Raw genomic sequence first — 22366 nt, 5'->3', positions numbered from 1 at the left:
TCAGACCTTTATGAAATTTCATGGAAAGATAATACTAAAGTTTCAATAGTAATGAAATTTGAATATGAAACTAAAACATTGGAATATGATTTCGAAACGGAAAAAATGGGTGGATATATGAACAGCACAAATAATAACTTATTATAGCCTAATATTCCAAATATATAGGATACACTTCCAAATCATAAAAACTTTTTCCTACTATTTATATTAAAACAACGAAAGGGGGGTGACACTTTGAACAAGTGGGCTATATTATCTTTAGCTTGTGTACCTTACGCTCTTTTAACTATAGTAAATGAAGATACATTAGAAATAGGTGGCTCAGCAAATATATTTTGGAAGATTGGATTATTTGCACCACTTATAGGCGTTTTATTTTCAGCTGGAGCCAGTAAAACTTACCAACGCGTTATGCTTGCCCTATTTAATTTAAGTTACTATTTTGTACTCTACATCTATATGATATACACTTTTTAAAATACTCTTATACTCGTTTTATGAACATATATTTTGGAGAGAAAATCATGAAAAATAAAACATACTATTTGTCAATAATTTTCACCAGTCTTGTTTGTTTATTTTTATTTACAAAAGCTTTAGGATTTATCCTCTGGATAAATGGTGCACCAATTGACAAATGGGTAGCTTGGGTTGGTTTATTTGCTATTCCGATTTTCATCTACTACTCTTTTCCAGGACGAAGTTTAAAAAAAACACAAAAAATTGTAACCATAGTTATAATAATAGTTCAAATCATATGGCTAAAATGGGCCATTAATCAGTCCAAATATTATGTATATGTTAACAGTAATAACATTCTCCCATCTCCATATATAATTCAGGAGACTCCAAATTCAAATACTCCTATTTCTCTTGGTCAAAGGCTTTTAACTAACTATACATTTTATAAATCAATTCATTCATATCTATATGTAAGAGAAAATGTCACAAAAAGTGATCGAGGCATTGTTGATTGGATAAAACATTTTGATAGCGAAATAAAAGAAGAAGAAGACGACGGGCGCATCTATATAGAAACTTATAAGGGGAAGTTATTTTTCAAGTAAATTGTAAAACTATCCTTAATATTATCTATATAAACAAAAAAGCACCAGGTCCCCCAGTGCTTTCCCCCACCCTAAAACAAATGACAAGCCACCTCATGCCCCTTCGCAATCTCGACCATCTTCGGTACTTCCTGTGCGCATTTTTCAGTCGCGAATTTGCAGCGTGTTCTGAATTTGCAGCCGGATGGTGAGTTTAATGGGCTTGGTACTTCTCCCTCTAGGATGATCCGTTCTTTGCCTATGTTTGTTGGATCTGGTTCTGGCATGGATGAGAGTAGTGCTTGTGTGTATGGATGTGCCGGTTTTGTGTATAGGTCTTCGCTGTCGGCAATTTCTACTATGTTTCCTAAGTACATGACTCCGATTCGGTCTGATATGTGTCTTACCATAGATAAGTCATGTGCGATAAATAAGTATGTGACGCCTGTTTCTTCTTGAATGTCTTGCAGCATGTTTACGACTTGCGCTTGAACTGAGACATCTAGTGCTGAGATCGGTTCGTCGCATAAGATGAAATCTGGTTTTACAGATAGTGCGCGCGCGATGCTGATGCGCTGGCGCTGACCCCCGCTAAATTCGTGCGGGTAGCGATATAAATGTTCTTCTTTTAAGCCTACCTTTTTGAGCAGGTCTAATATGATTTCTTTTTGTTCTTCTTTTTCATAAGATCCGTGAATGTTCATTGGCTCACTAATAATTTGGAATACATTCATCGACGGGTTTAATGATGCGTATGGATCTTGGAAAATGATTTGCATTCGTTTTCGATATTCTTTTAGTTCACTTTCTTTTAAACTTGCGATATCTTTTCCGTCGAATAAAACGTTACCTGAAGTAACGTCGTGTAAACGAATGATACTTCTTCCTGTCGTTGATTTTCCGCAGCCCGATTCTCCTACTAACCCGAATGTCTCACCCTTTTTAATTGTGAAGCTTAAGTCATCGACTGCTTTTAATTGCTCTGTTTTTCTGCCGAATAGTCCTTTTTTAATAGGAAAATACTTTTTTAAGTTCCGAACTTCAATTAAGTTTTCTTCATGCATGGGAATCACCTACTGTCTTATCGTTTAACCAGCACATAGAACGTCTTTCGTTTCCAATTTCAAAATATGGCGGACGTTCTTTTTCACAAATGTCCATCGCATGCGGGCAACGCTCTGCGAATGGGCAACCTTTTGGCGGGTTTAATAAGTTTGGCGTTACACCTTGAATGGGCGCGAGTCTTTCTTTTACGCCGTTCGATATTTTCGGTAAAGAGTTTAATAACCCTTTTGTATATGGATGATTCGGTGATTGGAAAATATCAAGTACAGGTCCTTCTTCCATAATAAGCCCGCCGTACATAACGATAACGCGTGTACAGTTTTGTGCGACTATTCCTAAGTCATGCGTAATAAGAAGTAACGCCATGTTCGTTTCGTTTTTTAAGTTTTTCATTAAATCTAGTATTTGTGCTTGTATCGTTACATCAAGCGCTGTTGTCGGTTCGTCCGCAATGAGAAGGTCTGGATTACAAGACATCGCCATCGCAATCATAACCCGCTGCTTCATACCGCCACTTAGTTCATGCGGATATTGTTTCACCCTTTCTTCTGGTGAAGAAAGACCGACTTGTTTTAACAAGTTAACCGCAATTCGCTCTGCTTCTTTCTTTTTCACTTTTTGATGCCGTATAATTACTTCCGTCATTTGCTTTCCAATTTTCACGACTGGATTTAGCGCAGACATTGGATCTTGGGAGATAAGTGAAATTTGATTTCCTCTAATAGAACGCAATTCTTTCTCAGATTTAGAAAGGATGTTTTCATTATGAAAAAGAATCTCTCCTTCTTTCACTTTCCCTGGTGACGTAACGAGCGCCATAACGGACTTCGCCATCACACTCTTTCCGCTTCCAGATTCCCCAACGATACCGACTACTTCACCTTTATTTAAACGGAATGTAACACCTCGAACCGCTTCTACTTCGCCGCTTTCTATGAAAAAAGAAGTCTTTAAATTATTCACTTCTAATAGTTTTTCAGACACGCTTCTCACTCCTTTCACGTAACACTTTAGTTTTCATTTCCAGCTCCTTTTGGCGCGAAAGCTTTCTTCAATGCTTCACCAATTACGTTAAAACTAAGTACCGTTAAAAGAATAAGGAATCCTGGGAAGAGTGTTAAATACCAAGCTTCGCCAATATATCCTTGCGCATTGTTTAGCATGCTGCCCCAAGAAGAATCTGGTTCTCTAATACCTAACCCTAAGAAGCTGAGTGATGATTCCATTAAAATCGATGTCGCAATTGTTAATGTCGCAGCGATAATAATGGTTGATAAAATGTTGGGAATGATATGTCTTACAATAATTGTGAGTGATTTTTGTCCTGATACTTTTGCATATAAAACATACTCCCGCTCTTTTACGGATAGCGTTTCTGCCCTTACAATACGAGCGGTGTCCATCCATGTTAGTAATCCAATAATAAGAACTAACGTCGTAATCCCTGGTTTTAAATAAGCATTTAATAACAGCATTAAGAAAAATGATGGAATTGACATAAGTACTTCAACAATTCGCATTAAAAAGTTGTCTAACTTTCCGCCAAAATATCCGCTAATTGTTCCAACTGCGGTACCGATTGTAATAGAAACAACCATCGCTAGAAAACCGACCGCAAGTGAAACTCTTCCACCATATAACGCCCTCGTTAAATAATCCCTTCCGTAATCATCCGTTCCGAAAGGATGACTCATACTCGGTTCTTGTAAGCGATCTGGAATCGACATTTTGCTAGGATCATACGGTGATACAAATGCAAATATCGATGCAATCGTTAAAACCGCCAGTATAATAACTCCCATTAGTACAAACTTATTTTTCGTAAAACTACTTTTTATCGTTTGAAATCTCCTATTATTCATTCCAAATCACCCCCTCATTCGAATGCGCGGATCTACTACGCCATATAAAATATCAGCAATTAAGTTACCGAGAATCAACATGAAGGATGATAGTAATGTAATTGCCATAATAATTGGATAATCAAATCTAAAAATAGCATTTACCCCAAGTGAACCAAGACCCGGCCATGAGAATACTGTTTCCGTAATAAACGCTCCGCCTACTAAACTTGGAATAGATAATCCGAAAATTGTAATGATTGGTATTAATACATTTCGAAGTACGTGATTAAATAAAACGGTTTTCTTCGAAGCACCGTACGCATATTGAATTTGTACATAGTCTTCTTCTAATTGTTGAATTGTACTGGAACGAATATATCTCATATAAACAGAAACGTTTTGGAACGCAAGCACCATACAAGGTAAAATACCGTGCTGCACAATATCCAAGAAGGAATCTTGACCGACTGTACGCATACCCATACTTGGAAGAAGGTTCAACTTTAAAGAGAATAAATAGATTAATAGTAAAGCGAACCAAAAGACTGGCATTGAGATTCCCACATAAGAAATAAAGTTTACAATGCGATCAAAGATAGAATTCTTTTTCACACCTGTAAGTAGTCCAAGCGGGATTGCGATTACAAATGAGACGAGTAAAGACGATCCCATTAAGCCGATTGTCGCAGGTAACCTTTCTACAATAAGATCTAAAACTGGACGATGGTTTTGAAGTGAATAACCAAAGTTCCCTGTTAAAATATTTTTTAACCATAAAATATACTGCATATAAATTGGTTGATCGAGCCCTAAACTTTTACGAATACGATCAACATCAATTGGACTCATATTCGGCGTGACAAAGTTTCGAACAGGATCACCCGGTGCTAGTTTTATTAATAAAAAAGAGATAATAGAAATAACAAATAAAAGCGGAATTGCATTTAAAAGCCTCTTCGCAATTACTTTATACACAAACTTCCCCCCTCAAGCTAAAGAAGCTGATTTCCACCAGCTTCTTTACTGTTTGTTTCTTATTTCACTTCATAAATCTTAGATAAATCTTCAAACATTGTGACAGGAATTGCTTTTGCTTCTTTTAATCCATCAAACTTTTTATCTACTGCAATAACCGCTTTCGGATACGCAATTGGTAGATAAGGTAAATCTTCTCTAGCTGTCTCTTGAATTTTATGGTATAGTTCTGCTCGTTTTGTTTTATCTGTTTCAACTGCAGCTTCTTCCCATAACTTATCAAAATCAGCGTTTTTATAACGTGCATAGTTGTATTCAGCATTACTTAAGAATAAGCTCTTATATGAATCTGGCTCAGGTCCCATTATGTAACCACCGAATGTAATATCGAATTCTTTATTCTCTTTATCTAAGCTTTTTTCACTTGCTGCACTAGCATCTAATGCATTCAGTTCAACTTCTAAGCCAACTTCTTGTAATTTTTGTTGTGTATAAAGCGCTAAGCTTTCCATAATTTTATTATTCGTTACATACATGACGCGTACTTTTTCTTTATCTTTCACGCCAGCTTTCGCTAATAAATCTTTCGCTTCTTTCTTATCATACTTATAATCTTTAATGTCTTTTGCATAATACATAGCATCCGGCGTTAAAATTGAATTTGCTGGTTCTGCAAATTGACTAGAAACGAATGCAGAGTTAATCATCTCTTTCTTATCTAACGCATGCGCAATTGCTTGGCGCACTTCTTTTTTCTTCATTAGATCTGTATTTTGGTTATAAGATAAGTAGAATAATCTACCTTCTGGGAATGTCACCATTGAGAAGTTCCCAGTGCTATCTAATTTCTTAAAGTCTTGCGGCTCAATCATCTTCATGTTGATTTGACCATTTTGCAGTGAAACATTTGCTGTATTACGGTCTTTTACAACGCGGTATACGATAGAGTCTAACTTCGCTTTACCACCTACATAATCATCGAATCGATCTAATGCAACGTACTCATCTGATTTATACTCTTTAAACTTAAATGGACCTGATCCTACAGGCTGTAAGTTTTTCTTACTCTTCGCTAAATCTGCTTCCCCTTCAAATACATGTTTCGGAATTGGGAAAAAATCATTCATCACACCTTCAAAAGATGCGCTTACTTGTGGTAAAACGAATTGAACTGTTAACTCGTCTACTTTTTTCACCTCAAGCGGTTTTCCTTTAAAAACAAAGTTTTCACGACTTGAGCTATTTTGCTTCTCATCTAAAATAGATTGGAATGTAAATGCTATGTCGTCTGATGTAATTTTCTTACCATCATGCCATTTCAAATTATCTTTTAACTTCAATGTCCACGTTAATTGATTTTCTGAAGGCGTAAAGCTTTCAGCAAGAACAAACTTTTTCTTACCGTCTTCCATATGATACAGCGGTGCATATAAAGCTTGCTGCACAGTTAACGACACACGATCATTCGCATAAAGCGGATTCATCGTCTCTGGGTTATCGCTAACACCAACCGTTAACGTCCCCCCGTCTTTCGGAGTCCCTGATTTACTAGTGCCCGCTTGCTTCGAAGAATCTTTTCCTCCAGAACAAGCCGCTAATGCAATAAGTAGTATTAGGACAAATGGTAATGCAAATAATTTCCGTTTCATCTTTCGGCCCCCTCAAACTAGTTATACCCATAAGAAAACTCGGAATTAATCCCGAGTTTTCTTATAAGTTTTAAATTACCACTACCTCTATATAAAGTCAAACTTTTTTGTAAAACTAGAAGGTTTGAAATCTATTTATGCATTCTTGCGATAAACGATATTAATGCGAAGAGCAAAATAAGTTAAAAAACTAGTAGCCTAAAAAATTTCTCTTAAATGATTGTTATATATGATTGAAAATGTAGAATGCGATTAAAGGTAAAAAAACACTTTTTAGGAGGTTATCATGACATTTGATGAATTGAAAAAAAACAAACCAACAACATCATGGGTTGAGTATGATGAAGACGGGGAATTTTTCACTGAAGAAAATAGCAGTGCAACAAATAAGGTTCTTGACACTTACATTAACAATTTACAGCAATTAGGTGAGAATCCAACCGAAGTCGAAGTCATGCAAGTTGTTAAAATAGCAATATCCTGTTTTTCTTATTCAATATACCCTCTCCTTAAGAAGATTTATAATATAACTATAAATCTTTTTTAAGACGATGGAAATGCTAGTAGTGGTTATGTTGATACTGTACAGCAGTTATAAAATTTAGAAACCTGTAGAAATAAATGACGCAGTTCTTCATAACACCTAAAATAACTTTGATGCAACTCTTTACTTTTCTTGGAAAGGACCAAATATTATTACCCCTCAACCCAAAATTAAAAAGACCACCAAAAGGCAGCCCCTCAAAACTCAATCCTACTCCCTATCCCCTGCTCCACCGCCCTCTCATACAAATACTTCGCAACAATAATATCCACTACCGCCAAACCAACCGATTTGAAAACAGTAACCTCTTCATCACTTTCGCGACCTGCTTTTTCTCCGCTTATGATTTGACCAAGTTCGGCATGGATGTCGCTAGATTTGAATAAACCTTCCTGTATCGGAACTTGAAGGTCTCCTGTTTCTTCTAATGCTGCCTCTTTTGATTCAACTACTACTTTCGTTGCGTTAGCGATGGCGTGAGATGGTAGTTCTTGCATGCTTGGCCTGAATGAGCCGACGGCGTTTACGTGGACGCCTTTTTGTAGTTTTTCTGAGAAGACTGGTGTGGATGCGTTCGTAGTTGTGACGATGATGTCTGCTTCGCTTATTGCTTCATTTGCATTGGAATAGACGTATGCAGGTTTACCGAATTCCTCTTGTATATATTGCGCAAATGCATATGCTTTTTCTTCTGTTCGATTGTATAAAATGACTTTTTCAATATCTCTAACCGCGAATATAGCTTCAGCAATTCCTTTTGCCTGTTCGCCTGTCCCGATGATGCATAAAGTTTTTGCGTTATGACGAGCTAAATGTTTTGTCGCTACTCCTGATAGGGCGCCTGTTCGAATCATCGTTAAGTAGGATCCTTCTAACAGTGCGAGCGGTTCTCCCGTTTGAAAGTCTGATAGCATCACAATCCCGTTTATCGTTTTCTTTCCTATCTTTTTGTTCTCGGGGACTACTGTTACTACTTTTAAGCCAAGTGCCTCAAGTCCTTCTGCGACTGAAGGCATAATTAATGCCGTATTTTGCTCGTTCGCAAATGGTAATGAATCGCGAATTGGCGTGATTGTTCTTTCTGCGGAAAACTCTTTTAAGGCAAGCGCCGCATATTCAATGACTTCATTCATATTTACTAAGTTTCGTTGTTCGTTCGCGCTTATGACTAGCATATATTTCCACCTCCTCCTTCTATCCTAACAAAAATCCCCGATTCAAATCATCTCTCGGGTCTACAACGAACTGATGAAATCCTGTAATAAATGCATTCCCCGTTATTTTCGGAACGACAGCTTCATATGTATGTACCGCTGTTACCGACAGTACTTCTCCCTCGAATTTCCCTTCAGTAATGCATTCGTGGATGAATATTTCTCCCTTTTGTAAAATACCTTTTTCAAAAAGAGTTGCGATTCTTGCGGAAGTTCCTGTGCCGCAAGGAGAACGGTCTACTTGCCCATCAGCGAAGATTGTTACATTTCGTAACGTTGCGTCTTTCCCTTTCGGTTCATCTGAGAAAATAACGCCATATATTCCTTTTAACCCTTCTTCAAGTGGATGCTTTACTTCCATTTTGCTCTCGATGTAGTGCTTAATTTTACCGCCCCATGTTTGAATAGCAGCTAAGTCTTTAAAATCAACTTTCAAACCAAATTCTTTACTATCTACTACCGCGTAGAATGCTCCGCCAAACGCGATATCTACTTGAAATTCGTAGTCATCTATTTTAATAGGAACGTCTTTTTTGTATACAAATGAAGAAACGTTTTCAAATGATACAGACTCTACTTCACTCCCGCTATATGTTGCGTACGCAATGACTTCCCCAGCAGGGCTATCAATAATGAATTTTTGTTTCTCACCTATCACTTCAAACATACCTATCTCAATTCCGACTGTAATAACAGCGATAATGCCGTGTCCACACATCGTACTCCATCCTTCATTGTGCATAAATAACACACCAAAATCAGCGTGATTACTTGCAGGCGGAGTAATGATACAACCGTACATACCGTGATGTCCTCTCGGTTCATACATAAGAATTTCGCGAAGATGATCCAAATGCTCCATACAGTATGCGCGTCTTTCTAGCTGCGTTTCTCCCTTTATTTCCGGCACGCCGCCTGTAATAATTCGAAGTGGCTCTCCAGCTACGTGTGCATCAATTGTTGTATACACTTTACTAACCTTCATTTCTATCTCTCCCCTATATGTTAATACTCTTTTCATTGCAAATATCATGCCAACGCATAGGGTATAAAGTGAAACGTTAATCATTGGGGATTTTGTTCATCTCCCACTGATTACTAGTTGAACCAATCGGGCTTTTACGGGCAGTTGATCCCCCACCTAACTTCTTTGCTTCTGCTGACTTTTGAGGTGGGGGGTCTTACTGCCCGTTAATGCGGGATAAATTTGTATACATTGTTTGAAAAAGCATACAGTACTGTCTATTTTTTTATACACAATCCGGAATCCATTTTATGGAACCACTTGATACAGCCAGGCTTATTATTTTCAATGGAAAGTTACTTCCATCCCCAACATATACTGTTCAAAAGCAAAAAGGAAGTGATCCAATGTATTACGGAACAAAAGGCTGGTACGTAGCTGAACTAAAAAAATTAGGTGTGCGTTATCATGAAGGACGCAAACTAGAAAGTTACCGCGGACACATCTTGCGCAATTTACTACTTGCACAACAAGAGAAATTAAAAGAACAGTAATATACTAATGTAACGATATCGACGATTCTCGGAATATATCAGCGATTCCACACAATATATCGGCGATTTTTTAAATTTATCGACGATTCGACATGGAATATCGACTTACCGACAAATTTCGCCAAATCCCTCCTCCATTCCACCAACCAATCACACATCAAACCACCATAAAAAAGGTCACCCAAACGGGTGACCTTTCTTCCTTATTCACAAACAAGAATTTGTCTAGAAAATGTTCCTTTTTTTGTAGTGCAACGATCTATAATTTCAAATCCTGCTTCATGAATCATATCGTCCATTGTTTCCATTGTGACAACGACTACCTTTTTAGCAATGCGGCGTGCGCTTGAAAGAATGGAGAGCTGATTTTCTGGTGTTGCGTGCGTAAATAAGTCATATGGCATGTCGATAATTGCGACGTCATAGTTCTCCGTAATCTCCTCGATCGGACCTTTCGTTATCGTCCCATCGAATCCGAAGTGCGCAATATTTTCTCTCGCTCCAATCGCAACGAGTGGGCTTATATCTCTACCAACGATGTTAATTCCCATCGAAAGAGCTTCTACTACAACCGTTCCAATGCCGCAGCACGGATCAATCGCTCTTACTCCCTCTGGATTTGGCACCGCAATATTTGCAACGGATCTTGCAACGCGTGTGCTAAGAGATGTCGAATAGCTACGTGGTTTTTTTATATGATGGTACCAAACTGGTTTACTCTCTACATAATGTCCAAAATACCAACGTCCGCCTAATGGAACAATACCAAAAGTACGCTCTGGATTGCGCACATCTGCTTCCGCATCAATACAATCCCCAATACGTCGTTCAATGATACGTCTTTCCGCATACTCTATTTTATTTTCTCCCTCAAGATCATTGATTTTCACGAAGATAACTTTAAACGTCATTTCTCCTAATTCAATTTCCTTTACTTGTTCCAAAATACTTTCTAAGTCGTCTCCTTCATACATAACCTCAACGCGTTCTTTCATAAAAGGACTTCTACTCGGGTCAATTTTGACATCACTTTTCAAAATATTAACGTGGGACTCCATTCCAAAGAACGAGCGCATTTCCAAGTAACATAAAGCACGCTCCTCCTCACGAAATGCATACGTATATATACATGCAGGTGTTTTCCTATGATTATTCAATCTATGATCATCCTCTATATCGTTATAATTACAATACTTTTTTGTATAAAATTAAATGATATCACATGCCTGAAATAAAGAGAAACGTTAATAAATAAAAGAGACTGCCTATTGGCAATCTCTTTTAATGTATTAACGGAAAGAAGATACGTTATTACCCTTTGCTTCGTAATAATCTAAAATACCTTGATAAATCGCTTCTGCTGCAGCTTGTCTCTGTTTTGGTGTAGCAATTTTATCTGCATCACTTTTATTATCTACAAATGCTAATTCTGTTAATACAGCTGGCATTGTATTTTCTCTAGTTACGTATAAGTCCTGATGTTTTATACCACGATCTTTTGTTCCAAGTGCTGCTACAAGACGATCTTGAATTTTTTGTGCTAATAACATACTGTCTTCTACATGCGGATTCGTTACTTTTGCTCTTGCTGACTGATAATATAACGTTTCTGTACCTTGTCCATTTTTATATTCAGAGCCATTAGCATGAATACTTACAAAAATATCTCCATTATGTTCCTGTGCAAACTCTACACGTTTCTTTAATGAATCAGGACCACTTGTTCCTGGACGTGTATCATTTGTACGAGTGAACATAACAGTAAATGGTGCCCTTTGCTCAAATATTTTCTTTAATCGTAATGATACATCTAATACAGTTTCACTTTCTTTCTCATAATAACCAACATTACCCGAGTCAATTCCACCGTGACCTGGATCAATAATAATTGCTTTACCTTCTAAGAAGTTCTCTTGTTTTACTGGGTTTAATTGATTTTTATCAACCCATTGGAAACCAGCGCCTACGCGGATACGAATCCAGCTTCCACTCTCTTCCATAACCGTTACTGTTTGTGCATTATATGTACCTAGCACTTTAGAACTATGTGAAGCTGTTTCATAAGTAGTAAATCCTTCATTAATCGTTTCTGTTTTTTCTGTTAGAGGTGTCCATTTCTCACCTTTACTTGTTACAACTTTTAACCAGCCGTCTGCTCTTTGTTCTTTCACTACAACCATTTGTGGCTTATGCTGAACATCAGTAATACCAGATGATAATGATGGTTGATGATATGTAATAAAGTTTCTGTTCATATACATTCTTTTTGATGTATCTGTTTTATTTTGATCAGCCATCGCAATAAACTGAGCTGCTTCTGCACGAGTTACAGTTCCTTCAGGCTCCCAGCCATTTCCCGTACCTTTAGAAATCTCTAAAGCTACTAAAATATTAGCTTGTTTCTTACCCCAATGAGTTTCCAAATCTTTAAACTGTGTTGGAAGTTCTCCAATAATTTTCTTATTTAATGAGTATGCTTGTACTAACATAGATGCCATAGATGCACGGTTAATTTGGCTTGATGGATTAAATTTACCAGTACCATCTCCACTAATTACACCTGCTTTTTCCACTGCAGCAATGTACGGAGCTGCCCAATGGTTTTGTGCATCTTTAAAAGATGGCTTTGCTTTTGGATCAATTGGTAAACCAAGAACGACTGCTAAAATTTTTGCAGCTGACCCTCTATCTACTGCTTCAGATGGAGAAAACGTTCCATCTGGCTTTCCATCAAGCGCCTTTTTTCCTACTAAATAATCAACTGATTCTTGCGCCCATGAAGGAACATCCGAAAACTTCTTCGCTGCTGCGAAACTACTTACTGGAGACGATAATAAACTTGCGGCTAAAATACCTGCCGCGACTGCACGATACTTCATAAAAAATAATACTCCTCTCGACAATCACCTTTTAATAACGCGTAATCTTAATATATAAATCTCAAAAAATACAAACAAAAAAAATTAGTGCGCCTCTATTATTTTATAATACTCGAATTATGTAGTAAACCTACTTTCTTAATATTGTAAAACAAATTACAATTAACTTACTTTTTGTTAAATAAAGTCGATTTCTCTGCAAATAAAAAATAGGCTACTAGAGGTAGCCTATTTCTTTTCTTATTCTGCAATCATCTCTGATAATACATATGCATAAACAAGTGCTTCTGTATGAGCAATCGAACTTTCATGTGTACGCTCAAATGCATGAGAAGAATCAATACCTGCTCCAATTAATGCATGCTTCACATCAAATCCAGCGCGAATCGCAGCTGATGCATCCGATCCATAGTACGGATAAATATCTACTTTATATTCAATATTGTTCGTTTTCGCAAGCTCTACTAAATGTTTACGTAGTGCATAATGATACGGACCACTAGAGTCTTTTGCACAAATAGATACTGTATACTCGTCAGATGCTTGTCCATCACCTAGCGCTCCCATATCAACAGCTAAATATTCAACCGTTTCTTCTGGAATGTTAGAGTTACCACCGTATCCAATCTCTTCATTGTTAGAGATTAAGAAATGAGTTGTATATGGTAATGTTACGTTTTCATCTTGTAATCTCTTAATTAATTTTAATAGAATGGCAACACTTACTTTATCATCTAAATGACGTGATTTTATGTATCCACTCTCTGTAATTTGAACGCGTGGATCAAATGAAACGAAGTCTCCTACTTCAATTCCTAATTCACGTACTTCATCAGCTGAAAATACACGCTCATCGATACGAACCTCAATATTTTTCTCATCGCGTTTCGCTTCACCTGCATCTTTATATACATGTACAGATGTTTGATGCATTAAAATCGTTCCTGTATACGTCTTGCCACTTGATGTTTCAATTTCGCAATATTCCCCTTCTACAGAGTTCCAGCGAAATCCGCCAATCATAGAAAGACTGAGACGACCATCTGGCTTAATTTCTTTCACCATCGCACCTAACGTATCAACGTGTGCTGTTAATAAGCGATGCTGTGCATCATTTTTCCCTTTTACCGTTAAAATAAGAGCACCTTTATTGTTACGCTTCGTTTCTACATTCCACTCACTTACATAGTTTTCAATAAAACGAATAATTTTCTCTGTATTTCCAGATGGACTTGGAATAGAGACAAGCTCCTTAATCAATTCCATCGTTTCTTTCGCATAATGTGCCATTGTCATTTCCTCCTCATTTTTCCTATTATTTAGTATACCGAATTTACTATAAATCCTCTACTCATATAGCTTAATTTTCTAAATTATAGTAAAATTCACTTTAGTATATAAAAGGAGTTATACAATATGAATATATCAAAAAAATATGTACACATTGCACTCATTTGGTTTCTAGCATCATTACTTTGTTTACAAGTTTCTTATGCAGTTCATACTACTACTTCTATTACAATTGGCTGGGTATTAACAGCTATCTTCTTCATTATTAGCTTAATCGCAACAAAAAAGCATAGCGTTCGTTAATGAGTAACGCTATGCTTTCCCTACAAATCTATTCTTCTGAAACATCCAACAAGTAAATACCTCTTTCAAACCCACCGCGCTCTATCTCTTTCTGCTTACGAAGACGTTCTACATCTTCAATTGTTGCACCTTCTGCGCGCGCTAATGAGATGATTACTTCCAGTGCATCCGCAAGAGAATCAAGCGCATGTTCACGCTCTTTCATAGAAGCAAATTCACGAATTTCTTCTGTTCCAATTTTCGCCAAAGCTTGTATGTATGCTTGTCCTGTTAATTTTTGTGCTGTATATGTTTTTCCAGACATTAAGATCTTCTCTGGAACACGATCTCTTACTAACTTGTTATATGCTGACATCATTCATCCTCCTATGTTTAATAGCAGCCGAGCTCTGCCTTATAAAATAACCACTCTTTTTTCACACAAGCACTTAACATATCAATTCCTGATCCGTGCGCCCTTACTGCCGGAAAGAAATAATGCTCTGGTTCTTCTTTCTTCTCTCCATATAAGGTTTGGTACTCATCAGGAATCGCTTCTTTTTTCACATCCCGTTCTTTCTCCACTTCACCTGAGAAAGCAGCAATTGGATGCCCTTCAAAAAATAGTGCAGTCCGTACCGCAAGAGATGGTGTACTATGCAAAGCATAATATGTAAGTAAAATAATAACGATAATACCAATAACTTTCTTCATATATTACTCCTAAAAAAAAGTGCTAACACAATTATACTAAAATGTGTTAGCACTTTCTCCCCTTTATCCTAAATTAACCGGCAGTAAAACTGCCACTACACTTTATTCTCCTTTAAATGCCGGTAAACGCTTTTCTAAAAATGCAGCGATGCCCTCTTTATGATCTGCTGTTTGTCTCATCGCATATTGGCCGCGTTTTTCAAGCTGCAACGTTTGTTCTAAATTGGAGCGATTTACTTCACATAAAATTTGCTTCGTTTGAATCATCGCTTTGATTGGCTTTTGTGACCATTCACTAATTTTTTGCTTCACAGCCGTTTGGAAATCTTCGCCGATTACTTCATCAATTAAACCGATATCAAGCGCTTCTGTTGCTGATAATTTCTTTCCTTCCCAAATAATTTGCTTCGTCATATTTTCACCAACGCGCTTTTGAAGGAAGAAATGGCCGCCACCATCTGGAATTAAAGCGATTCCAATAAAGTTCATCGCAATAATTGATGATATATCTGCCATCACATAGTCAGCTGTTAGTGCAATACTTAATCCAAGACCAGCAGTTGGTCCATGAATAGCACTAATAACAAGCTTCGGCATCGTATATAAAGTCACAACGACTTCAGAAATAGTATTCATAATACCATCAAACTTGCTTTCATCATTACTTGAAAGCATCGATTTAATATCTCCACCCGCAGAAAAACCACGGCCGTTCCCGCATAACACAACAATGTGTGCAGAACTCTCCGCTACTTCTTTCAGTTTTTGTAATAACTCTTTTAACGTTGGTTCATCTAATGCATTTAACACCTCTGGGCGATTGACCATAACCGTTGCAACGTGCCCTTCATATTTCACAATGACAGATTCTGTTTTACTTGTTACTTCCATTATATATACCCCTCTTTTCTACACAAAGATTATACTTATATAATTATAGAAAGGATGTGAAAAATCCTTCTTTTTTCTTAATTTTCTGTCTAATAATCTCGTAATTTGTATATCGCCTTGCATAAAACATACAATTTCGTTGAAAAATATAGAAATTAAAGTCGGTTTATCCCGGCTCTTCATCTATTTACCATTACAATGAAATGGTGTATTCTTAAGTCTGATATAAAAATTAAATATAGAAATTCATTCCCCTTCCTATTATATAGAGGGGTGCTGAAATAAAGGAATGAAGAAATGGAGGAACATATGGTTACTAAGTTAAAACAGACGGATAACTACTTCCCGCATTTCCTACTGCTATTCATCGTGTTTCAACCAATTTTAGATTTATTAACATCTTTTTCAATCTATGTATTACACATGAGCGCAACAGTCGGAATCGTAGTCCGTTTCGCCTTTATGCTTCTTGCATTAGGTTATCTACTTCTTCATCATAAACAACAAGGCGCGAAAAAGTACATTCTCTATTTATGTTTACTCGGAATTGCACTGGCAATCGGTCTTGTAAATAATATGATGGTTAAATCCCCAGTTTCATTTGGAGAAGAAGTTAAATTTATTTTAAAGAGCATATATCCAATTGTGCTACTGTTTGGATATATTATCGTCTTTAAAGAGCTAAAAAATAAAGAATATGTGTTTCATAAAATCATTACATATTTCTTATATGCAACTTTAATTTTAAGCATCACAATGATTATCGCAATGCAAACTGGCACTGATTTCCCAAGCTATCCTCACTCAAAAATTGGCTCAAGAGGTTGGTTCTTTGCTGGAAATGATTTAAGTGCTCTCTTCGCGATTATGTTCCCAATCGTTGTCTTATATTCGATTTATAAAACAACTTCTTTCTCGAAAATATATTACTGGATTCCAACAATACTTGCGATGTATGCAAGTATTATGGTCGGAACAAAAGTTGGATATGGTGCAATTGTGCTAACATTAGGCGTAGCACTTTTCTTCTCGTTCATTGAATATATGATAAACCGTAAAAAAGAAAAAAAAGGATTCACATATCTTGTAAACACCATCGTTGCAGCAGTTGTACTAGGAGGTTTAATTGTTCTTACACCGCATACTCCTATCGCAAAAAATATGGGAATCCACATGCAAATATACGAATACAAAAAATCAGTACAAGAAGAACAGGATAAAAAAGAAGGAAAAGTAATTAAAGAAAATCCAGAGGATGCAAAAAAACACGCAAAAGGTGAACTAACAGACTCTGAAGTGAAGAGTTTAATTTATAGTGATCGGGACAAATTCTTAAAAGTATACAAACAATACTATAAAGAAGCACCGCTCTCACAAAAACTTTTTGGAATGGGTTACGCTGGTAACTACACAGTTAAAATTAAATTAATTGAAATGGACTTCCATGACCTATTTTTCGCCTTTGGAATTATCGGTTTCCTTATTTACTTAATACCACTTCTATACTTCGGTATTAAACTATTCATCCGTATGATCACAAACTTCAAGAAAATTATAACTGTAAAATATATGCTATTAACTAGTACACTCATCCTATCACTTGGCATTGGCTTTATGTCTGGTCACGTATTAACAGCGCCATCTGTTAGCATTTTTTTCATCGTTATACTTGCCTACTTAATTGTTGATTTAGAAATAGAATAAGAAAGAAGCAGCATCTATTTGGATGCTGCTTCTTTCTACTCCAGTCATAATTGCTTTTTCTCGCTTAATTAAATTTTTTGTGGACTACTAAAAAAGATCGAATCACATGACGATTCAATCTTTGAAACAGAACTATTTCTTTCTATTGAAACGATGCATGAATCTGCTCCAGCACCTCATCAATATTATCCTTCGTAATAACAATACCAAAATCTTTCGGCACATTACGATCTTCTTCATTTACAACTTTATGTGCAATTATCTTTCCGACTTCTGGCCTGAAATGATGTCCATCCATATAATTATCTAAGTTCTTTGTTACTGAATTTAAATACATGAAATGATGCACTTCTCCAAATACATCGACAGCATCATGGAGCCACCTTTTATAATCTTCCCAACGCCCTGATTGAATCATCGCACGGAACAATGGCTCTGAAACAGGAGTTGTAAAAATATAAAACTTTGTATTCGGATTATGAGATTTTACAGTTCCTAATATTTCCTTCATATTTTGATACTCATAATTCCCGCCATAAATCTCTCTACTAAATTTATCTACTTGCGCGGCAATTTGTGTGTCACGCTCTTCTTTCGTATACTCACGCATCGATTTTATATTATCGCGATTATATAAATCAATAGTCTTATTGTGATGAATGGAGTTTTGAATTGTATTTCGGGAATATGTAATCCCATCCATACTCACATACGATTTAATTGGATATAGTAAGCTTTGTGCTTCATTAATATATACTTCTGGCTTTTCAAAACCGATTTCTCTATTTTTGTTCGTTCCAAGGAAATCTAAGCCAATCACAATAGAAGATAATTCACTACCTTTTCTCTCTTTTGCATATTCAATGTACGCATCGTACTCACGCGGATCTGTACTACTTACCGCATAATTAAATGCGTTTAATCCAGTAAAATCATTCTCATTGATAAACGTTGTTCTGCTACTTCCAAGTATAACGCCATCATAAGTAAACGGACGATATGTTATATAATTCGTTTTTTGTTGTCTCTCATTAAACCCAAACTGAACATCATTCCACTTATTTTTATGCGAGAATAACCAAAGTGAATCTGCATAGCCATTAAATATTCCAACACCTGCAAGTGGAATAAAAACACATACAAAAACGAAAATAAGCCACTGTTTGTTTTTCATATTCTCCACCTAGAAATTAAAGTATAAAAACTCACTAATACTCGTTAAATGCAATACACTATACACAAGTAATATTGCAGTAAATAACGCCGTCCATACTGTCGGACGGAAGGAGTCTTTTAACTGAATTGAATTTTTTAAGAAGAAACTAATACATAATGCTCCGAAAATATACGCTACTATTTCCGTATTTAATAATGAAACATGGTATGCTTCAGTAAATGAAACACCGTACCCTTTTAAAAATTGTAGCTTCTCAATAATAAATACCGGGAATACGCTATTGGCTAGTTCGAATCCATTAAATCCAAACATTCCTTTTAACACTTTCACCGCATCATGCATCGATGTTGCTCTAAAGAATACCCACGTTATATTAATGAAGAAAAACGTCACGAGCCATCCCGCCCAGGCCGGCATGCACCCTCCTGCTTTGTTCCACAAACGATGAACGACAGAAGCTAATCCGTGCAGAAATCCCCAGAAAATAAATGTCCAACCAGCCCCATGCCAAAGTCCACTTATTAAGAAGACAATCATAATATTGACGTATGTACGCGTAATACCTTTTCGATTTCCTCCAAGAGAAATATACACATATTTCGTTAAAAACTGGCTTAATGTCATATGCCAACGATGCCAAAAGTCTTGTATACTCACCGCTTTATAAGGTGAGTTAAAGTTTTGAGGCAATTTAATGTTGAACATTAACGCAATTCCAATTGCCATATCGCTATATCCACTGAAATCAAAGTATAACTGAAATGTAAACGCTAATGATGAAAGCCAAGCTTCAACAAAGGTTAGCGACTGCTGTACATCAAACCCTTCCCGTACGACAGGAGATAAAACGTCTGCAATCCCTACTTTCTTAAAAATACCGATGGCAAATACAAAAATACCGAGAACGATATAATTTGATTGCCAACGCTTTTTACTACGATCCGCAAACTGCGGCATAATTTGCGCATGGTGTACAATTGGTCCTGCAATAAGTTGCGGGAAAAATGTTACAAACAGAGCGTAATCAAGAAAATGACATGCCTCCGTTTCCCCGCGATATGTATCTACTAAAAACGCAATCTTTTGGAATGTATAGAAACTAATCGCAAGCGGTAACGTTAATGATAATAATGTAAAATGAGTTCCAAATAACGAATTTACATTTTGCAAAAAGAAATCATAGTACTTGAAATAACTAAGCATTCCGATATTAAATAGTAAGCCTACTGCTAAAAGAAATTTACTCTTATGCTTCACGAGCCTCATTCCAATAAAGTAGTTCACAATAAGCGATACTAACATAAGCGGCAAATACTTTATGTTCCAATAACTATAGAAAAATAAAGATGCTGCGACAAGCCAAGCTTTCGCTAAAGTAGTTTGTCCAAATTTATTTAATAAAAAATATAAAAGAAATGCTATCGGTAAAAATAAAAAAATAAACTCAAACGAGTTAAATAACACACCATCTCTTCCCTTCTAAACAAATCACACCTTATTCATCTTATCTTATCCAGATAGTGGGTGTCAAAAGGATTCCATACCGCTTTCCTTCTATTATATAGGATAATTATTTTAATCGAATTATTAACATGCTAAAATATTAAAGGCACTATTATAAAAAAGAATATATAATAGATATGTCGTTTTTTTTTACGAAATGTATTTCGAAAAAGTGAGGAGAGTCCTTTGGTATTTAGTAGTTCGATTTTCTTATTTATCTTTTTACCTCTCGTATTATTTTTCTATTTTATAGTGCGTGCCGAGCTACGTAATTTCGTATTACTTGCATTTAGTTTAATTTTCTATGCATGGGGCGAACCACGTTTCGTTCTTTTAATGCTCTTTTCCATCGTATTAAACTACTGCTTCGGCCTACTCGTGCATCATTATGATAAACGAAAAAATATGAAAGTCACATTTTTAATTATAGCTATAGTCGGAAATATACTATTACTTTCTTATTTTAAGTATATTTCATTTTTCACAGACATTTTAAACAACGTATTGCACTTATCTATTCATGTGGAACCTATTCCACTACCAATTGGAATTTCATTTTATACATTCCAAGCGATGTCCTATGTCATCGATATATACCGTAAAGATGGGGATGTTCAAAAAAATCCACTTAACTTAGCGCTATATATATCTATTTTCCCTCAGCTTATTGCCGGACCAATTGTTCGTTACAATATTGTCGCTGAGCAAATTAAAACGCGCATCCATTCTTTTGAACGATTCACAGAAGGTATTCAAATTTTCGTTCTCGGACTAGCAAAAAAGATATTAATCGCTAACCAAGTTGGATTCGTCGCTGATAAAATCTTTGCCTTACCACCATCTGAAATGAGTGTTGGAACGGCATGGATTGGTATTATCGCCTATACCCTGCAAATTTATTTCGATTTCTCAGGATACTCTGATATGGCAATCGGACTTGGAAAAATGTTCGGATTTGATTTCCCGAAAAACTTCAACTATCCGTACATCTCTAAATCTATTTCAGAGTTTTGGAGAAGATGGCATATTACACTCGGCTCTTGGTTCCGCGATTACATATATATCCCGCTCGGCGGAAACCGCGTTTCAAAACTAGCGAATTATCGTAACCTTTTCATCGTATGGGGGTTAACTGGTTTATGGCACGGGGCGAGCTGGACATTTATCGCCTGGGGCTTATATTACGGCTTTATTATTTCAATTGAAAAAGCTGGATTCGAAAAAATATTAAACAAACTATGGAAGCCGCTGCAACATGCATACGTATTACTAATCGTTATGATCGGTTGGGTCTTCTTCCGAGCTGACAACTTCGCTTACTCGTTCCAATATTTAAAAGCGATGTTCGGCATAAGCAGCCAATCTTTCATCGATGACAATACGATGTTATACGTACATGAATACATTATCGTATTTCTCATTGCCTTTATCGCAGCGACACCAATTTTAAAAAGAATGAAAAACATACTAGAACTTGCGCCAAAAACGTATATGTTCACAATGCAATTTGTACGTCCTATATTATTACTAACATTATTTATGATTTCGGTTATGTACTTGATTAACTCAACATATAATCCATTTATTTATTTCAGGTTTTAACTGATGTAGGAAGGAAAAGTTATTATGAAAAAATTGGGGAACCTCATCCTGTTTATCGGTTTTCTCACCATTATCTTTTCATTTGGCATATTATCGTTACTCAAAACAGACCGAGACATTTCACCAGTTGAAAATCGGCCGCTCGCTCAAAAACCAGCACTTACGAAAGAAGCTCTCCTAACTGGTAGCTTCTTTAAAGATGTCGAAACATACACAAATGATCAACTAATCGGACGAGATGAGCTTATTAAAAACTATACAATTGCTCAAATTAATATGGGCAAATCTCTCATTAACGACATTATTTTAACTGATGATAAATGGCTCCTGAAAAACCCGGCGTGGACAAAAAAATATAATGAAATTGACCAATCTATGCCTGCTATAAACGATTTGTCTCAGTTTTTAAAAGAACAAAACGTTGAGTTTTACTTTGCTTTACCACCGTCAAAAACGAATGCATTAT

General features: G+C 36.3%; 21 protein-coding genes and 2 pseudogenes. 8 read left to right on the top strand and 15 right to left on the bottom strand.

Features of this window, described 5'->3' with window-relative positions; genetic code table 11:
* Nucleotides 1-237: 237 nt before the first annotated feature.
* The gene (locus MR083_RS21500; protein WP_001045661.1) at nt 238-480 is read left to right on the top strand and encodes a hypothetical protein; all 243 of its coding nucleotides are present in this window, start codon (nt 238-240) and stop codon (nt 478-480) included.
* A 47-nt stretch (nt 481-527) separates the two neighbouring features.
* On the top strand, nt 528-1070 hold the full coding sequence (locus MR083_RS21495; protein ID WP_000792410.1) for a hypothetical protein: 543 nt from the start codon (nt 528-530) through the stop codon (nt 1068-1070).
* A gap of 71 nt (nt 1071-1141) precedes the next feature.
* Here the strand turns inward: MR083_RS21495 and MR083_RS21490 are convergent, their stop codons facing one another.
* The 5 genes from MR083_RS21490 to MR083_RS21470 are packed head-to-tail and all read right to left on the bottom strand — an operon-like array spanning nt 1142 to nt 6582.
* A complete protein-coding gene (locus MR083_RS21490) occupies nt 1142-2113 on the bottom strand; it encodes an ABC transporter ATP-binding protein (RefSeq protein WP_000544151.1) in 972 nt (323 codons plus the stop codon).
* Nucleotides 2106-3098 carry an ABC transporter ATP-binding protein gene (locus MR083_RS21485; protein WP_242269825.1) on the bottom strand — a complete coding sequence of 331 codons (993 nt, stop codon included), beginning with the start codon at nt 3096-3098 and terminating at the stop codon, nt 2106-2108. Before MR083_RS21485 ends, MR083_RS21490 begins: the two co-directional genes overlap by 8 nt.
* A gap of 26 nt (nt 3099-3124) precedes the next feature.
* A complete protein-coding gene (locus tag MR083_RS21480) occupies nt 3125-3976 on the bottom strand; it encodes an ABC transporter permease (protein ID WP_001065306.1) in 852 nt (283 codons plus the stop codon).
* A 6-nt stretch (nt 3977-3982) separates the two neighbouring features.
* On the bottom strand, nt 3983-4933 hold the full coding sequence (locus MR083_RS21475; protein WP_242269824.1) for an ABC transporter permease: 951 nt from the start codon (nt 4931-4933) through the stop codon (nt 3983-3985).
* Between the two features lie 59 nt (nt 4934-4992).
* Complete coding sequence (locus tag MR083_RS21470; protein WP_242269823.1) at nt 4993-6582, bottom strand: ABC transporter substrate-binding protein; 1590 nt, start codon at nt 6580-6582, stop codon at nt 4993-4995.
* A 286-nt stretch (nt 6583-6868) separates the two neighbouring features.
* Between MR083_RS21470 and MR083_RS21465 the strand changes: the two are divergent.
* Nucleotides 6869-7051 (top strand): annotated as a pseudogene (locus MR083_RS21465) (hypothetical protein); the annotation flags it as partial.
* Nucleotides 7052-7323: 272 nt separating this feature from the next.
* Here MR083_RS21465 and MR083_RS21460 read toward each other — a convergent pair.
* Together MR083_RS21460 and MR083_RS21455 are read right to left on the bottom strand one after the other, a co-directional pair.
* Nucleotides 7324-8301 carry an ornithine cyclodeaminase family protein gene (locus MR083_RS21460; protein WP_242269822.1) on the bottom strand — a complete coding sequence of 326 codons (978 nt, stop codon included), beginning with the start codon at nt 8299-8301 and terminating at the stop codon, nt 7324-7326.
* A 19-nt stretch (nt 8302-8320) separates the two neighbouring features.
* Nucleotides 8321-9373, bottom strand: coding sequence for a proline racemase family protein (locus MR083_RS21455; protein WP_242269826.1), 1053 nt, complete (start codon nt 9371-9373; stop codon nt 8321-8323).
* A 242-nt stretch (nt 9374-9615) separates the two neighbouring features.
* Here MR083_RS21455 and MR083_RS21450 point away from each other — a divergent pair, with 242 nt between their 5' ends.
* Nucleotides 9616-9858, top strand: a complete 243-nt coding sequence (locus tag MR083_RS21450; protein WP_000433493.1) for a YflJ family protein — start codon at nt 9616-9618, stop codon at nt 9856-9858.
* A 203-nt stretch (nt 9859-10061) separates the two neighbouring features.
* Here MR083_RS21450 and MR083_RS21445 read toward each other — a convergent pair whose 3' ends face one another.
* The 3 genes from MR083_RS21445 to MR083_RS21435 all read right to left on the bottom strand — a co-directional run bounded on the left by MR083_RS21445 (nt 10062) and on the right by MR083_RS21435 (nt 14027).
* Nucleotides 10062-11015, bottom strand: coding sequence for a TRM11 family SAM-dependent methyltransferase (locus MR083_RS21445; protein ID WP_001059298.1), 954 nt, complete (start codon nt 11013-11015; stop codon nt 10062-10064).
* Between the two features lie 132 nt (nt 11016-11147).
* On the bottom strand, nt 11148-12737 hold the full coding sequence (locus MR083_RS21440) for an N-acetylmuramoyl-L-alanine amidase (protein WP_000877252.1): 1590 nt from the start codon (nt 12735-12737) through the stop codon (nt 11148-11150).
* 240 nt (nt 12738-12977) lie between these two features.
* On the bottom strand, nt 12978-14027 hold the full coding sequence (locus MR083_RS21435; RefSeq protein ID WP_000951655.1) for a M42 family metallopeptidase: 1050 nt from the start codon (nt 14025-14027) through the stop codon (nt 12978-12980).
* Nucleotides 14028-14153: 126 nt separating this feature from the next.
* Between MR083_RS21435 and MR083_RS21430 the strand changes: the two genes are divergently transcribed.
* Nucleotides 14154-14330, top strand: a complete 177-nt coding sequence (locus MR083_RS21430; protein ID WP_001027096.1) for a hypothetical protein — start codon at nt 14154-14156, stop codon at nt 14328-14330.
* A 28-nt stretch (nt 14331-14358) separates the two neighbouring features.
* Here MR083_RS21430 and MR083_RS21425 read toward each other — a convergent pair whose 3' ends face one another.
* From MR083_RS21425 to MR083_RS21415, 3 genes are all read right to left on the bottom strand, one after another.
* Entirely contained in the window at nt 14359-14685 is a 327-nt protein-coding gene (locus MR083_RS21425) for a nucleoside triphosphate pyrophosphohydrolase (RefSeq protein ID WP_001277353.1), read from the bottom strand.
* Nucleotides 14686-14702: 17 nt separating this feature from the next.
* On the bottom strand, nt 14703-15023 hold the full coding sequence (locus MR083_RS21420) for a hypothetical protein (RefSeq protein WP_000755705.1): 321 nt from the start codon (nt 15021-15023) through the stop codon (nt 14703-14705).
* Nucleotides 15024-15125: 102 nt separating this feature from the next.
* The gene (locus tag MR083_RS21415; protein ID WP_000454174.1) at nt 15126-15914 is read right to left on the bottom strand and encodes an enoyl-CoA hydratase; all 789 of its coding nucleotides are present in this window, start codon (nt 15912-15914) and stop codon (nt 15126-15128) included.
* A 309-nt stretch (nt 15915-16223) separates the two neighbouring features.
* On the opposite strand from MR083_RS21415, the gene MR083_RS21410 reads away from it, so the two are divergent.
* Entirely contained in the window at nt 16224-17618 is a 1395-nt protein-coding gene (locus MR083_RS21410; RefSeq protein ID WP_242269821.1) for an O-antigen ligase family protein, read from the top strand.
* Nucleotides 17619-17760: 142 nt separating this feature from the next.
* On the opposite strand, the gene MR083_RS21405 is transcribed toward MR083_RS21410, so the two are convergent.
* Together MR083_RS21405 and MR083_RS21400 are read right to left on the bottom strand one after the other, a co-directional pair.
* Nucleotides 17761-18792 carry a hypothetical protein gene (locus MR083_RS21405; protein ID WP_242269820.1) on the bottom strand — a complete coding sequence of 344 codons (1032 nt, stop codon included), beginning with the start codon at nt 18790-18792 and terminating at the stop codon, nt 17761-17763.
* A 9-nt stretch (nt 18793-18801) separates the two neighbouring features.
* Nucleotides 18802-20259, bottom strand: coding sequence for an MBOAT family O-acyltransferase (locus MR083_RS21400; protein ID WP_000898518.1), 1458 nt, complete (start codon nt 20257-20259; stop codon nt 18802-18804).
* A 225-nt stretch (nt 20260-20484) separates the two neighbouring features.
* Between MR083_RS21400 and MR083_RS21395 the strand changes: the two genes are divergently transcribed.
* Nucleotides 20485-21900 carry an MBOAT family O-acyltransferase gene (locus MR083_RS21395; protein WP_242269819.1) on the top strand — a complete coding sequence of 472 codons (1416 nt, stop codon included), beginning with the start codon at nt 20485-20487 and terminating at the stop codon, nt 21898-21900.
* A gap of 24 nt (nt 21901-21924) precedes the next feature.
* Nucleotides 21925-22366 (top strand): annotated as a pseudogene (gene patB1 / locus MR083_RS21390) (secondary cell wall polysaccharide O-acetyltransferase PatB1); the annotation flags it as partial.

The organism is Bacillus cereus group sp. BfR-BA-01408, from assembly GCF_022663305.1.
GTDB lineage: Bacteria > Bacillota > Bacilli > Bacillales > Bacillaceae_G > Bacillus_A > Bacillus_A pacificus.
This window is presented reverse-complemented; position numbering and strand designations above follow the sequence as displayed.

Coding starts and splice junctions, on each gene's coding strand:
- MR083_RS21460 (WP_242269822.1), bottom strand. CDS start 8,301: ATGCTAGTCATAAGCGCGAACGAACAACGAAACTTAGTAAATATGAAT.
- MR083_RS21470 (WP_242269823.1), bottom strand. CDS start 6,582: ATGAAACGGAAATTATTTGCATTACCATTTGTCCTAATACTACTTATT.
- MR083_RS21440 (WP_000877252.1), bottom strand. CDS start 12,737: ATGAAGTATCGTGCAGTCGCGGCAGGTATTTTAGCCGCAAGTTTATTA.
- MR083_RS21430 (WP_001027096.1), top strand. CDS start 14,154: ATGAATATATCAAAAAAATATGTACACATTGCACTCATTTGGTTTCTA.
- MR083_RS21435 (WP_000951655.1), bottom strand. CDS start 14,027: ATGGCACATTATGCGAAAGAAACGATGGAATTGATTAAGGAGCTTGTC.
- MR083_RS21490 (WP_000544151.1), bottom strand. CDS start 2,113: ATGCATGAAGAAAACTTAATTGAAGTTCGGAACTTAAAAAAGTATTTT.
- MR083_RS21455 (WP_242269826.1), bottom strand. CDS start 9,373: ATGATATTTGCAATGAAAAGAGTATTAACATATAGGGGAGAGATAGAA.
- MR083_RS21410 (WP_242269821.1), top strand. CDS start 16,224: ATGGTTACTAAGTTAAAACAGACGGATAACTACTTCCCGCATTTCCTA.
- MR083_RS21420 (WP_000755705.1), bottom strand. CDS start 15,023: ATGAAGAAAGTTATTGGTATTATCGTTATTATTTTACTTACATATTAT.
- MR083_RS21450 (WP_000433493.1), top strand. CDS start 9,616: ATGGAACCACTTGATACAGCCAGGCTTATTATTTTCAATGGAAAGTTA.
- MR083_RS21405 (WP_242269820.1), bottom strand. CDS start 18,792: ATGAAAAACAAACAGTGGCTTATTTTCGTTTTTGTATGTGTTTTTATT.
- MR083_RS21480 (WP_001065306.1), bottom strand. CDS start 3,976: ATGAATAATAGGAGATTTCAAACGATAAAAAGTAGTTTTACGAAAAAT.
- MR083_RS21425 (WP_001277353.1), bottom strand. CDS start 14,685: ATGTCAGCATATAACAAGTTAGTAAGAGATCGTGTTCCAGAGAAGATC.
- MR083_RS21415 (WP_000454174.1), bottom strand. CDS start 15,914: ATGGAAGTAACAAGTAAAACAGAATCTGTCATTGTGAAATATGAAGGG.
- MR083_RS21495 (WP_000792410.1), top strand. CDS start 528: ATGAAAAATAAAACATACTATTTGTCAATAATTTTCACCAGTCTTGTT.